General features: G+C 48.2%; 9 protein-coding genes. 8 read left to right on the top strand and 1 reads right to left on the bottom strand.

Features of this window, described 5'->3' with window-relative positions; all coding sequences use genetic code 11:
* Positions 1-179: 179 nt before the first annotated feature.
* The 5 genes from AC3WT9_RS17220 (at position 180) to AC3WT9_RS17200 (ending at position 9073) form a co-directional block, all read left to right on the top strand.
* Positions 180-5066, top strand: coding sequence for a GH32 C-terminal domain-containing protein (locus tag AC3WT9_RS17220; protein ID WP_341377680.1), 4887 nt, complete (start codon positions 180-182; stop codon positions 5064-5066).
* A 4-nt stretch (positions 5067-5070) separates the two neighbouring features.
* Entirely contained in the window at positions 5071-5250 is a 180-nt protein-coding gene (locus AC3WT9_RS17215) for an S-layer homology domain-containing protein (RefSeq protein WP_341377681.1), read from the top strand.
* A 121-nt stretch (positions 5251-5371) separates the two neighbouring features.
* Positions 5372-7024, top strand: coding sequence for a glycoside hydrolase family 172 protein (locus tag AC3WT9_RS17210; protein WP_341377682.1), 1653 nt, complete (start codon positions 5372-5374; stop codon positions 7022-7024).
* A 20-nt stretch (positions 7025-7044) separates the two neighbouring features.
* The gene (locus AC3WT9_RS17205) at positions 7045-8487 is read left to right on the top strand and encodes a GH32 C-terminal domain-containing protein (RefSeq protein ID WP_341377683.1); all 1443 of its coding nucleotides are present in this window, start codon (positions 7045-7047) and stop codon (positions 8485-8487) included.
* Between the two features lie 262 nt (positions 8488-8749).
* Positions 8750-9073 carry a spore germination protein gene (locus tag AC3WT9_RS17200; RefSeq protein ID WP_445935298.1) on the top strand — a complete coding sequence of 108 codons (324 nt, stop codon included), beginning with the start codon at positions 8750-8752 and terminating at the stop codon, positions 9071-9073.
* Here AC3WT9_RS17200 and AC3WT9_RS17195 read toward each other — a convergent pair.
* Positions 9064-11391, bottom strand: coding sequence for an AraC family transcriptional regulator (locus AC3WT9_RS17195; RefSeq protein WP_341377684.1), 2328 nt, complete (start codon positions 11389-11391; stop codon positions 9064-9066). The genes AC3WT9_RS17200 and AC3WT9_RS17195 overlap by 10 nt on opposite strands.
* Positions 11392-11623: 232 nt before the next feature.
* Here AC3WT9_RS17195 and AC3WT9_RS17190 point away from each other — a divergent pair, with 232 nt between their 5' ends.
* The 3 genes from AC3WT9_RS17190 (at position 11624) to AC3WT9_RS17180 (ending at position 15063) form a co-directional block, all read left to right on the top strand.
* A complete protein-coding gene (locus AC3WT9_RS17190; RefSeq protein ID WP_341090858.1) occupies positions 11624-12562 on the top strand; it encodes an ABC transporter permease in 939 nt (312 codons plus the stop codon).
* Between the two features lie 12 nt (positions 12563-12574).
* The gene (locus tag AC3WT9_RS17185) at positions 12575-13453 is read left to right on the top strand and encodes a carbohydrate ABC transporter permease (protein ID WP_341377685.1); all 879 of its coding nucleotides are present in this window, start codon (positions 12575-12577) and stop codon (positions 13451-13453) included.
* Between the two features lie 74 nt (positions 13454-13527).
* Complete coding sequence (locus AC3WT9_RS17180) at positions 13528-15063, top strand: extracellular solute-binding protein (RefSeq protein ID WP_341377686.1); 1536 nt, start codon at positions 13528-13530, stop codon at positions 15061-15063.
* The last annotated feature ends 12 nt before the right edge of the window (positions 15064-15075 follow it).

Below are 15075 nucleotides of genomic sequence, written 5' to 3'. Positions count from 1 at the left end.
CCTTACTATACCATACGGGTAATGTAACTAACACTTAAGCCACTTAGCACCCCTCGGGATGGAAACGCTTCATTCACGCCTCTCTTACTTCATGACTATGCATCCTTGTATACGGAGAGCCATTTCAAAATTACGTATGAATGTTTGCATGAATAAGAAATGACGAAGGAGGCTCGTTGATGAGAGAAGGCAAAAGAAGCAAAGTATGGATCTCCAGAATGGTTATAGGGGTGATGGTTCTTCAGCTTGCAGCTCCCGGAATCTCGGCCGCAGCCGAATCCAAGGCTGATGTTGAGGAAGCATTCAGTCCACAGGTGAACAACATGGGATTACCGGTTACGGATGCGGTCTATCATATTCCCAAGGCTGACGAGGGGTTGTCAGTTACGGATACAGTCTATCAAATCCAGAATCCAAGCTTCGAAACCGGGGATATGTCAGGCTGGACGGTTGTCAGAGGTCAAGCGTTCGGTCAGGACAGTGTATCGGACGAAACTACTTGGTGGGCGGAACAAATCCCGTACAATCAGGAAGGTGCTTATCATCTAAACGGCTGGAAGCATGACGAGGCTGCGACCGGCGTGCTTCGTTCCAGCACCTTCGAACTGGGCGGCAGCGGCTGGATCAGCTTCAAGCTTGGGGGCGCGAAAAATCCAAACAAAGCATATGTAAATATCGTGGAAGCCAAGACGGGTCAAGTGATTGCCCGGTATGGCAATAGCGCCTTCGCTGACGTTGGTTTCCCGAATCCCGCACAGGGCCTGCGGCTTGCCAATATGGAGCAATATAAGGCAGATCTTTCCGAATATCTGGGCAAGAAGCTGTACGTGGAGATCGTCGATAATGCAACGACGGACTGGGGAGTGGTATTTGCGGATGCGTTCTTCATGTACCATGAATCGGAGCCTGCGGAAGGGATTGCCGCCACGGATATCAAGCCGGATTTTAAACGCTATCAAATCCAGAATCCAAGCTTTGAAACCGGGGATATGACAGGCTGGACGGTTGTGGAAGGCGAAGCGTTTGGTCCGAACAGTGTGTCGGACGAAACAACCTATTGGGTTGAACAAATCCCGTACAATCAGGAAGGCACTTATCATTTAAACGGTTTGAAGTATAACGAGACAGCGACAGGTAAGCTTCACTCCAGCACCTTCGAGCTGGGCGGAACAGGCTGGATTACTTTCAGACTGGGCGGTGGCAAGCATACAGATCAAGTGTATGTAAGCGTCATAGATGCGGATACGGGAGACTTGATTGCCAGGTACGGCAACACCGAATTTAACGAGTCCGGATTCCCTGATCCGGCACAGGGCCTGAGACTCGCGAATATGGAGCAATATAAAGCCGATCTCTCCAAGTATATCGGCAAGAAGCTGTATGTGGAGATCGTCGATAATGGGCACGCGGATTGGGGAGTAATCTTTGCGGACGCCTTCAACACCTTCAATGAACTCGTACCGGAAGAAGGAGTTATGGCGGATAACATTATGCCGACCGAAATCCAGAATCGCAGTTTTGAAACCGGAAATTTAGAGAGCTGGACCGTTGAAGGCAATGCTTTTCAAGTGACTGATGAAGCTATGGCCGGTAAAGAAGGGAACTTCTATGCCAAGTCCTCCTTGGAAGGACAGGGTTCGATTACCTCCAATACCTTCAAGCTTCAGGGAACCGGGACTATTAACTTTACGGTAGTTGACATCGTCCATCCGGAGGACGCCTACGTTGCACTATATGATGCCAGCACTAACACGCTGCTTGAGAAGACCGGGAACGTCAGTGCGAATGAGAAGATATCCTGGAAAATGCAGAAACACTACAATAAGAGACTTTATATCAAAGTTATCGATCAATCCAATCAAGCCCGTATCTCCGTTGATGCTTTTATAGCGAATAATACGGGAACCATTTTCCATATGAGCCTTGATGAAGGCGCAGGAAAAAAGGCGCTTGAGGAAGTAAGCAATCTTGAACATGATGTAAACTACGTATTTAATAACGCCAGATATATGGACTCCAAAGATCCAAGATGGACTCCGCGCGGAGTAAAAGGCGGGGCCTTGCTATTCGATGGATACTCAAATGATATTGAGGTCAACGCAAAGGATGCTGTTCCTGTAAGTGACGCGTTAACGCTTGAAGCCTGGGTTGCCCCGCGCAGCTACGAGTGGGGAGACGGAAACAAGCTGTCTGCTATCGTGAACCAGTCCGATCAGGATAAGACGGAAGGATTCGCTTTGGGGATGTACCGGCACGGTACATGGTCGATGCAGCTCGGGATTGGCGGCCAGTGGATTCAGGTATGGGTCAAAGATCATCCGCTCGAAAAATACAAGTGGAATTACGTTGCAGCTACGTTCGACAAAAAGGACGGAATCATTAAATTATACCTAAATGGTCAGGAAGTAGCTTCTCAGGCAACTCCTGTCAACGTTCCGGTTACACCTTCTACGGAAAACCTGATTATCGGAAAAAACAATAGATCTGCAGAGTTTGCAGGATTGTTCTCCTACAATATGTTCAGCGGACTTATCGATGAAGTGAAACTGCAGAACAAAGCGCTCACGGGTCAAGAGATTCTTGCTGAGTATGAGAATGTGAAGGCGCTTCACGGCGGGATGGTTCCAGAAATTCCGAATGGTGACATTGACGAGGATCCTAGTGTGTTTGACGGTGATCAGCACCGTCCGCAGTACCATGCGATGCCTCCGCAAAACTGGATGAATGAAGCGCATGCACCAATTTATTATAACGGCCAATATCATTTATTTTATCAGCATAACCCGCAAGGTCCATTCTGGCATCAAATCCACTGGGGACATTGGGTGAGTGACGATATGGTGCATTGGGAGAATGTGAGGCCTGCACTTGCGCCGGAAGCGGGTACTCTTGACCCGGATGGTGCATGGTCTGGAAGCGCAGCTTATGACCGTGACGGCAATCCTGTGCTCTTCTATACTGCCGGCAATGACTCTTTGTCACCAAATCAAAGAACAGGCCTGGCAACTCCGGCAGATCTGTCGGACCCTAATTTGGAGCAATGGGTGAAATATCCTGAACCGGTAACGGAGCAGAACGGGGATGGCATTCATAACGAGTTTCGGGACCCATTTGTATGGTACGACGAAGAGGTAGATAAGTGGTATCAGCTAGTGACGTCCGGCCAACAGGACTTCAGCAGCGGCACAGCTTTAGTGTATGTGTCCGACGATATGTACAACTGGGAGTATAAGGGGCCGTTATACGTTAGTGACAGAAGCCAGTATCCAGAGCTCGGTACGGTATGGGAACTGCCCGTATTATTGCCGTTAGGCAAGGACAGTACGGGCAAGCAAAAGTATATTTTCATGATTAATCCCCATGAAAAGCCGGAGCAAGTTCCTCCAGCGAACGATGTGCAAAGAGATGTTGAGGTCTTTTATTGGATTGGCACCTGGGACCGGGATAACTTCAAATTTATACCTGACCAGGAGTCGCCATCCAAAATGGATGTGGGTGATGGCTATTTAACCGCAGAGAGCGGAATGGTCACACCTGACGGAAGAACGGTCGTTTACTCCATGGTGCAAAATGTAAGAACACCACAGGCTGAATATCAAGCCGGATGGGCTCATAATCTGGCACTGCCAGTTTCCCTAAGCCTGGACGACCACGATAAATTGCGCATTGAACCCATTGAGGAATTGCAGAGTCTCCGAGGTACTAAATTGGTTGATTTTGCAGACAAAAACTTGGAGGCCGCCAATCAATTGATCCAAAATGTCAAAGGTGACATGCTGGAGATTGTGATGGAAATTGATCCGGGCGAGGCTCAGAAATTTGGTCTCAAGGTGCGACGCTCCGATAACGGCCAGGAGGAAACCCTGATTTACTACGACAAGACAAACGGGACTTTCAATGTGGATCGCACTAAGAGCAGCGTTGATCCGGATGTGCGTGTGGACGGCATTCAAGGCGGATACGTGGATCTTGACGGAGAGAACTTGAAGCTCCATATTTTCCTCGACCGTTCGGTTGTTGAAGCCTTTGCCAATTACAAGAAAAAGCTGACAACCCGCGTCTACGTTGGCAGATACGACTCATTGGGCTTACAGGTCTGGGCTGACAACGATATTACTCTCAAGTCGATGGAAGTATGGAATATGAATGCCTTGACGGGTGAACCGGCTGCTCCGGTCGATGTTCCTGATAACTGGGATAACTCCGTGTACACCGATATTACAGATCTGCCTAATCATGATTTTGCCACAGGAGACTTAACAGGCTGGATTACAGAAGGGGACGCTTTCCAGGATGTCCATGTGAGCGACGAACAGTTTTTCTGGGACACGATCTACTTCAATCCGTCGCATAAAATTCCTGGCGGCTATCATTTGTGGGGCTTCAACGAGGAAGCTGGCGGTGACAGCTTAACGGGAACGCTGAAATCGCAGAATTTCGTCCTTGGCGGGAACGGTAAGATCAACTTCCTGGTCAGCGGGGGGCGTGATATCGACAAGCTGTATGTTGCGCTGGTCCGGGCATCGGATGGCAAAGAACTATTTAAAGAGACCGCCACTAATTATGAGGAGTATCAACGGAAGATTTGGGATGCATCGCAGTATATCGGCCAGGAGCTTTACATCAAGGTGGTTGACCAATCCACAGGCGGTTTCGGACATATTAATGTCGATGATTTCAATGTACCGGTTAAGGTGCAAAATCCGAATAATCCGACCGATCCAACTGAACCAAACGGTCCAAGCGATCCAACCGATACAACTGTCCCAACTAGTCCTCCGAGTAACCCTGTGATCCCTGCAAATAAACCGAACAGCCAGAACAGCTTGTCATTCGAAATGGCAAAGGGAGAGCGGCAAGTGATATTTCCGGTGTCCAACGCAGATGACGGCACTCTGGAGTATAGGAGCGGAAGGTATTCAGACGGTAAATGGACTGTAGAAGAGAACAGTGAATTGGGAGTCCTTATCTATGACAAATCATTTGAAGATGTTAATGCATCGTATTGGGCTCATGACGTGATTCAAAGCATATCTGCTCCACAAAGGACAGAACACGGCTGCTAATCGCTTGAGTAATTTTAAGGATGCTGGTACGATTAGCGGCTGGGCTGCAAATGCGGTCGCTGCCGTACAGGAGCTTGGCTTAATCAGCGGCCGTGGGAACCAAATGTTCATGCCGCATGAACATGTAAACCGTGCAGAAAGTGCACAAGTTATCTCGCTATTGCTTGACAAAGTCAATAAATAACTGCTAAAGGAAAGCCGGGGAAGCAAGGTGATGTTGCCTTCGCCATGACTCCGGCTTTCTCTGTTTTATACCGAGTAAGCAAGTGAGTAATATATATCTTGCTAAGAAAGGAGTTCCCAGCATGAATGAATCTGAGCGGGAGCAGAGGGTTTATACGTATAAAGACCTTGTGAGAAGACTATATGATCTGGAAGTTCTGGCGGTCCCACCGCAGGCCGGTGAGAAATCCGGCTGTTTCTCCAGCTTTGACCGGAGATCTGTTTATAATGCTCAGACGGGCCTATACGAGGATTGGGGGGCTAATGATGACGGAGGAGGTTTCATCCGTAAGGAAGGTGAGAGTATTGTCGCCATGGAATTGGATGGTCCTGGCGTGATCTGGAGATTCTGGTCAGCCCTTCCTGAGAAGGGGCATATCCGGATCTACATAGATCATTCCGATACCCCTGTGATCGATCAGCCCTTCCGGGATTATTTTGACAGATTTAATCAGGAGGATGCCCCAATTAACTTTCCTAATCTGGCGCCTACGCTATCACGCGGAAGAAACTGCTTTATCCCCATATCCTTTCAAGAGCACTGCAAGGTGCTTCTGGACAAAGGCTGGGGCGCTTATTATCACATTACCTATACCACGTTCCCTTCCAATGTCCATCTGCCATCTTTTGACGGCAGCATAGACAAAGTGTCGGCTATTGCACTGGCAGAAGCGGACCGGATTTTACAGCAAAGGGGAACCCATTATTTTAAGAAAGCAGAAGGAGCCTCTGACGAGAGTGCTACTGTAACGGTAAATGTACCGGCAGGCGGCAAAGCCGTGCTATTTGACAAACAAGGGGCAGGCGCTCTTTCTATGATTCGCATCAGAACAGCTATTGGACGAAAGAGTGAGGAACAGCAACGGATTTTGGCCAGACAATTGACCATCTCTATGAAATGGGATAATGAAAAAATCCCTTCTGTATGGGCTCCTTTGGGTGATTTTTTTGGTAGCGCGCCGGGGATTAAGCCCTATCGCTCTCTGCCTCTAGGAATGAATGAACATGAAATGTACAGCTATTGGTATATGCCGTTCTCAGAAGCCGCAATAATTGAAATTCAAAATGACGGAACGGAACCATGCGAGTTAACGGCTGAATTCCAATATACATCTTTAATAAAATCCTCAGCGGATAATCTCTTGCGTTTTCATGCCAAATGGCACCGGGATGAATATCTGGATTTGGATGCCGAACGCTTCATGGAAGGCGGAGACCGCTGGCCGGATTGGCCTCTCCTGCTGACAAAAGGCCGGGGAAGATTCTGCGGTGTTCATCTTCACGTATACAACACCTGGGAGAAGCCGGAGGAGGAAGCCGGGACATGGTGGTATGGGATAGGAGACCAGAAAACCATTGACTGGTGGTGGGGCGAAGGGGACGAGAAGTTTTTTGTGGATGGCGAAACCTTTCCGTCCACTTTCGGAACAGGCAGCGAGGACTATATTGGCTATGCCTGGGCGGCAGAGCCGCCCTTTCCCATGTTCGATAGCGCCTTTGCCAGTCAGCCCTTTGTTGAACTAGATGCCAATGGACACACCTCAGTTAACCGGTTTCAAATTTGCGACAATGTTCCCTTCATGAACTCCTTTCAAGGCTATATTGAGAAATATAAAGGAAATCAGTGGGGTCTTAATAACCAGTGTTTGTATGCCGCCACCGTGTATTGGTATCAGGATCGGGGCACAAGAGATCCTTATATGCCGGTTTTACTAAATGAACGTTTAGCCACTTAGAACTATGGGAGGAATAGTTAATGAAAGAATTTTTTTATCGTCCGGATAATGCTTGGGTAGGGGACGTTATTCCCTATTACGAAGATGGAGAGTTTAAGTTGTTCTATCTTCACGGGTGGAGAGACAACTACCGGGAAGGTCTTGATCATGGCTGGCATTTGCTAGGCACGAAAGATTTCGTGAATTACAGGGAAGATGGAGCTTGCAAGATCGAAGGCGGAACCGGCCATATCCTCAAGGTTGATGATATCTATCATATGTTCTACTGTATTTTTCCTGAAGGAAAACAGTTTGCCTGTCATGCCGTCAGCAAGGATCTGCAAACATGGGAGCCTATTCCTGAAGACACTTTTGGTCCGGACGGCGAAATTTATGAGCTGGCGGACTGGCGCGATCCCTTTGTATTCTGGAATGAAGAAGAGGGCCAATACTGGATGCTGATCGCAGCCCTGGCGAAAGGACCGACCAACCGGAAAGGCTGCACCGGTCTGCTGTCGTCCAAGGATCTCAAGCATTGGGAGTACCGTGAGCCGCTGTACGCACCGAACCTGCATGTAGGCGCGCATGAGTGCCCGGACTTGTTCCGGATAGGAGAATGGTGGTATCTGATCTATTCTTCTTATACGGGGCGTTTCGGCACTTTTTACCGGATGAGCCGGTCTTTAAACGGACCGTGGATTACTCCGCAGGAAGAGGCTTTTGATGGACGTGCTTATTATGCGGCCAAGTCGGTATCCGATGGGCAAAAACGTTATTTGTTTGGCTGGAATCCGACGAAAGATGACGATCTGTTCGGCTGGAATCCGCCTAAAGCTACAGGCAAAGACTATGACACCTGGGATTGGGGCGGCAACATGGTTGTGCATGAAATCCTTCAGCGTCCGGATGGGACATTAGGCGTGAAAATTCCGGAAACCATAGACTCGGCTTTTGCCCGGCAGGTGCCCGCTCATTTTCATGGAGTTGCTGGAGAGTGGTCGATTACGGACGATGCGATCTCATGCGATTCCCCTTATGCCTTTGCCGGCTGCATCACAGAGGAGGAACTGCCTGATTTGTGCAAGATTTCTGCAGCCGTTCGATTCTCCGGGTCGACCCAAGGTCTGGGAATGATGCTTCGGGCGGGCCAAGGTTTGGATTTTGCCTACTACATCACACTGGAACCCCATCGCAGCCGAATTACCTTCCGTGGGCCGATTATGCAATCTGAAGAGGGGGGTAAAACCTTCCCTTATGATGTGGAACTGGAACGTCCGCTCAAGCTGCTGCCGGAACAGGAGTATGAGCTGAAGGTATTTGTGGACGGCACGATTTGTGAAATTTATGTCGGAGGGGAAGTGGCTTTGAGTGCCAGAATATATGATATTCAGCACGGGAAGCTTGCCCTATTCGTCAGTCAAGGTACAGCGGAGTTTAAACGGGTCAAGATAGAAACTTTAGGAGATATAAGCATTCCAGAATAAGAGAGGAAAAACCATTGTATATCCTTTTTTCATTAGCATAATCAGGAATAATCAGACTAAGAGCGTCCCAAAGGGGCGCTCTTTCTTGTATATCTGGCTGTCTCGCTTGGGAACACACTTCCCCATGGACTCCCGGGTGAAAAGGCCGGATCGCTCAAGCTATATATTCGACAAAACCGGCGAAGATATGAAAGGATTTTCTCCGACCAAACAATTTCCAAGGACCTCGGCATCAGCCGCAGTTATATCCATAAGTGCCTGAATGTCCGGAAGGGTTGTAATTGTCATGGAAGGCACTCCTTTTGTTCTGGTCGCCCCTATGACCTTCTGGATGCTTGCCCAATCCCCGGAGGATTATTACGAGCGGTTTCCATTAGGGTCATTTTTTCGTTTAATTCGTTTAATAGCACTCTTCATTGTAACATTCCTGCCTTCACTGAATTTTCATGACCGCCGCAAATTATTATTTCTATCTTGTAGCCGGGATCAGCCAGATCACCAAAAAGTGGAACAAGTACATCTGTTATCTGCCGTTGTTATTCATATTTTCCGTGAGTATGTATCCACGCCCCGGATCTATTTCTGATTGGATTTCCTGTAGACTGCCGGAGTAACACCATATCTTTTTTTGAAAGCAATATAGAAGGTATTTAATGAAGAAAAGCCATATTTCAGTACGATGGGTTCAATCGGCGCTTCGCTGGATATCAGCTCCCCGCAGATGATGCTTAGACGCTTCTCGGATATCGTTTCCGTAATGGAGCGGTTCGTCTCGTTCTTGTACAAATTTCTAATATAATTTACCGACAGGCCAAGCTCATCGGAGAGCATCTTAACGGACAAATTAGCATCGGTCAGATGTGCTTCGATGAGCCGTTCAACCTGCCCGACCAGACCGGCATTTCTTGAGACACTGCGGACTGCTGCGATCTCATCCAGAAATTTGGCGGATACTGCTGCCATCCACTCCACAACGGCTTCAAGCGTTTCGAGCTTAATAATCTGATTCTCTACCGAGGTCAGACTCCAGGAGCTGGGCAACACGGGTTGGTGGGTGATCTCCTGCATCGAGCGGCGGATCTCCATGAATAAAGTGATTAATGACATTTTGCATTCGAAGTATGGCCGTTCTCTAAGCGAAGAAATAGCCATATACAGGCTATCAAGGAAGGCAGAAGCATCCGCTCTATGGATGGCCTGTACCATTTGCCGTTCCAGCTCCAGCGGCATATGATACAGCTCGGCAGGACTTGCATCTGCATACTCCTCTATAACAAATGCTCCTTGCCCTAAACGGAAACGTTCTTGGGTCAACTCATAGGTCTCCATATAACCCTCATGAAGTTCGTTCAACCCTTCCAAATACTTGCCACAGGCTACTGTGGTTCCGATGGATAGAAATTGGGCTACCAGCCGCTGCGCCTGCTGAAGCTTCCCGGCATACATAGCCGCAGATTGCCCCCTGCCAACCGGGAGAATCACTGCAACATGATCTTTGCCCATATCAACGGTAAGAATCCCTTTCATAGCATCTGTCTGCAGGGATTCCTGGATAATATTAGCCATGGCGAAGCGCAACAGCCGCTGGTCTTTCTCCGAATACCGCACTGTAAAGGAAGCAAACTGGTCTATCCGGAAGATAGCTACAGATACTCCCTCCTCAGACAGTTCAATGCCGAGCTCGCTGCAATTGTTGCGGATTTCCGCAATGGATAAGGTAAGCCCCCCCAATAATTCACGTATAAACCGCTCCCGGGCCAGAAACTTGTTCTTCCGCCCATGCTCGGTCAGCTCATGGATCCGCTCATTCTGGGAGACAAATACCTGGGATAAATACACCAGCTCATTGGCTTCGTTCTGCCCGTCCAGCTGCTCCGCATGATGCTGCTCCATAACATTGTGAACAAGCTCCTGGATTGGCGAATACACCCGTTTCGACAATAGAATGATCACCCACAGGGAAGCGGCAAACAGTCCTGCAAACAGTAGCAGTGTCAAATTCCGCAGCCATGTGATTTTGCTTAAGATTATCGATTTGGGAATCGTCTCGATAAATCTCCAGTTTTGGATGCCATTGATGGAGGTATTGGCGTAGACCAGCATTTGTTCCGGGGATTTCTGCGGCTTAACGATCTTCCAGCCGTTCGCTTCCTTTTCCACGGCCTGGCTGAACTCTTGTATCTGTTCTGCGTCCAGCTTCACGGTGCTGAAGACAAGCTCTTTTTTGTCATTGAGCACAAAGACGCTGGTCTCTAGAACATTGCTGTTATTCTGCAGCAGCGTCATGATATTGTCAGCATCGACGTTCAGTACGAAAGCGGAAATAGATTTGCCGGTCTCATAGGGGACGATAGCCGTAATCACTTTCTTCTCCTTGCCGGATTCCAGCGGCAGCATAAGGGTCCGGGGAATAAGAAAGGCTCCGTCAGTCAGTTTCCGGGTCCGCAGCCGCTGTAATACCTCCTGGTCATAGAAGCTGTCAAATTCATTCACGCCCAGCCGGGAATCGATAATTTGATGCGTATAATCATTAATCAGATAGACCGAATCGATGGATGGATTTCCCTTCTTGATGTTCATCAGCCGGCTCCACACCGCATAGGTGTCCAGGTCGCTGTGCTGCTCTGAGAGCGCATAAGACTCGATCTGGACATCGGAGCTCGAGGAATAAGCATAATTGATAGACCATTCCATGAGCTGCGCTGTATTCTTGGCTCCATTGACTAACAGAGACTCGGAGTGGTCGCCGATTTCCTTGAGCAGGGTCTTTGAGGATAGAGAATAGAGGGCAATAAATGAAACCGCCAGTACGATAATATTGGCGCTGACAAAATAAATGATGATTTTGATAAAAGTGGAGCGTTGCTTCAAAAAATTCAACCGGGATAGTTTGAATCTAGGCATGTTGTACCCCCGTCTGTATCTCTGTGGATTGATAAGGCAGGTTAATTGTATCATATCGCTGCTTCTGATAAAGACAATTGATGGTTCCTGAAACTGTGATGCTTTTGGGAAGTGCGCTGATTCATGCATACAGTAGACATCGTTAATTCCCGCAATGGTCTGGAATATCAAAGCCTGGTATGTTTTTCCCAGACAAAGCTTGTAACGAATTATTCACGAGGGGGTACACAGGATGCCAAATGTCCGGAAACGCGGGGCAGGCTACAAACTGCAGCAAATTGCACGTAATCCTTTTTTATACGGGATGGCGGTGCCGGGATTGCTCTTCTTTCTTATCTTCAGTTATTTTCCGATTTACGGAATCCTTATTGCGTTTAAGAATTATGACTTTTCCAAAGGGATTACCGGAAGTGAGTGGGTAGGCTTCCGCAACTTCAATTATTTCTTTACATCGGATGATTTCTGGATCATCCTGCGCAATACACTGCTGCTGAATGTGCTGTTCATTATTTTTACAACGCTTGCAGCGGTTCTTATCGCACTGATGTTTAATGAGATCCGCAATAAGTATTTCAAACGAATTTCGCAGTCACTGATCTTTCTTCCTTATTTCATGTCATGGATTGTGATCGGCATGCTGGTTCAATCGTTTCTGGGAGGCGAATCTCCACCTGTTAATGCATGGATTCAGAATTTGGGCTTTGAGCCGGTCAATTGGATGTTTGAATCTGCCTTATGGCCATGGATCCTTACGATTATCCGCGTATGGCAGGGAGCCGGCTACTTGTCTATTATCTTTTTGGCGGCTATTACGGGTATCTCCGAGGATTTATATGAAGCAGCGCGGATAGACGGCGCCTCCAAGCTGCAGATTATGCTGCGGATTACCTTACCTCTGCTTGTTCCGACCATTTCCATTATGACCCTTCTGTCGGTAGGCAGAATCTTCAACGGCGACTTTGCCATGATCTATGCGATTATCGGAGATAACTCTCTGCTGTATCCAACGACGGATGTGATTGATACCTTCGTATTCCGTTCCATGCGGCAGCTCCATGATTTTGGAATGTCCTCTGCGGTGGGGCTGTTCCAATCGGTTATGGGCCTCATCTTCGTGATTATCGCCAATGCGGTTACGCGCAAAATGTCCAAAGAATCTGCTTTGTTCTAGGAGGGGAAATACTTGAAACAGACGTTGTCTGACCGTTTATTTAGCGTTTTTGCCTATGCTGTCCTTATCTTGTTCACCCTATTCTGCATTCTTCCGTTTCTGCTGATGGTCATCGGCTCGTTTACAGAGGAGAGTGAGCTGATTGTGAACGGCTACACGCTCTTCCCCAAATCATTCTCGGTTGCCGCATACAGAGCGCTCCTGCATTCAGACGCCTTGTACAATGGATATGGCATAACCATAATCATTACAGTTGCGGGTACGATCACTGCACTCTGCATTTCGGCCATGCTGGCCTATTCACTGGCCAATAAGCGCAATGTGCTGCAAACTCCATTTTTACTTTTCTGCTATCTGCCCATGCTGTTCTCTGGAGGAATCATTCCCTTCTATATCGTGGTCAGCCAATGGCTGCATCTGCAAAATACAATCTGGGCGCTGATTCTTCCGCTGCTCTGCCAGCCTTTCCTTGTATTCCTTCTTGTAAGCTTCTTCAGAACGGTTCCGGAGGAGCTGGAGGAAGCGGCACGTATAGACGGCGCCAATGAAATGAGAGTATTCTTTCAGATTATACTTCCGATCTCGAAGCCGATTCTGGCCTCAGTGGGACTGTTCTACGCGCTTTATTATTGGAATGACTGGTATATGGGACTGATGTTTATCGATAACGAGAAGCTGTTCCCGCTGCAGCTGATACTGCGCCGGATGGTCTCTAATATGGAAGCGGCCAAAAATCTGATTCCGGCTTCCGCTGCAATCTCTACCGTGGCGCCGACTTACGGGGTCCGCATGGCAACGACAGTGCTGACTATCGGTCCGATTATCCTGCTCTATCCCATGCTGCAGAAATATTTTGTCAAAGGGCTGACGGTAGGGGCAGTCAAAGGGTAAGCCAGTTTCCGGCATCAACCGGATTTCCGGTTATTGCATATAAGCATTATTATGAATTGGGGAGGGTTATTAAAATGAGATCAAAGAAAATGCTCAGCATCACTATAGCTGCGGTACTGTCACTATCCATGCTTGTATCAGGCTGCGGGGGGAACGGAAACAATAATGCGGGAGCTGGCACTCCGGATAACGGAGAGGGCCAGAGTAATTCAGCGGACAGACCGAAGGAGACGGTCGAACTAAAAGCATATTTCCCGGGTGATAAGCCTTCTGGCTTCGAGGATGTGCTCAAGGCAGTCAATGAAAAGCTGAAAGCGGATAACGTAGGCGCTTCGTTAAATATCAATTTTCTCCCTTGGTCCGATTATGGTAATTCGGTCTCTGTTAAAATGTCGGCAGGCGAGGAATTTGACATGTATCTGGATGCGCCGTGGTTATCGATGTCACAGATGATTGCCAGCGGCTCGATTATTCCGCTGGATGATATGGTAGCTTCGCGCAAGGAATTGAAGGAGTCCATTCCCGATCAAATGTGGGATGCCAACAAATTTGGCGGGAAGATCATGGGTATTCCACTCGGGACTGTGCAGGGAACCTTGTACGGCTTCGTTATCCGCAAGGATCTGCGTGAGAAATACGGGATGCCCGAGCTGAAGACAGTAGCGGATGTGGAGAAATTCCTGTATACCGTCAAAGAAAAGGAAACTACAATTAAGCCGTTTGTAATCGACGGCCGCAAAGCAGATAAGCTTCCGGTATTATTTAATGATACCTTAAATACTGGAAAAGTAAGCTATATTGAGACCTTAGTGCCTATGTTCTATTATTCACTTGAAAATAAGAAGGTTGTAGGCGCGTGGGATGCCAAGACGCTGGACCAATCCTTTGAACGGGCGACAAAGTATTATGAGGACGGCATCCTGTCCAAGAATATTGCCCAGGAGCAGAATGCCCAGACTTTATTCAACCAGGGTAAATATGCGGCAACCTATTATGCGGCTGATGGCGTAGAAGGTCTGAAATACCTGGACGCGCTCAAAATTGATGGAGCCGAGCTTGAAGTGGTGGTTCCCCACGACGAGACCTCCAAGCCGTATTCCAATTATCAGCAGTGGAACTTCCTCACGATTCCCAAAGCTTCTAAGCATGCCGAGCTGGTCATGGATGTAGCCAATTGGCTGTCGGTTAAAGAAAATCACGATCTGCTGGAGTATGGTGTTGAAGGAAAAGACTGGGAAGCGGTAGGCGATTCGAGTTACAAGCAGCTTTCTGCGTATGTGTTCCCTGGGTTTGTGCTCACCTGGCGTCCAACACTGGAGCGTACTCCGGACAACATGCTGGCTGGAGACAAAGAATGGGTTGAAAAGGCCGGAGCGGCTGATTTCTTCAACATAAGCCCCATCACCGGATTCAGCTTTGACGCCGAACAGGTGAAGACCGAATATGCCAAGACCACGCCATTCTTCGATTCTGTATTCCTGCCGCTGTCCCAAGGCGTGCTGCCGGCAGATAAAGGCAAAGAAATGCTGAAGGACAAGATTCTCGGTGTCGGCGGTCAAAAGGTAATTGACGAGATTCAGAAGCAGATCGATGCGGTAGTAGCCAAATAGAGCAGAAAAGGG

This window comes from Paenibacillus sp. EB106-06-01-XG199 (genome assembly GCF_058791575.1).
This window is presented reverse-complemented; position numbering and strand designations above follow the sequence as displayed.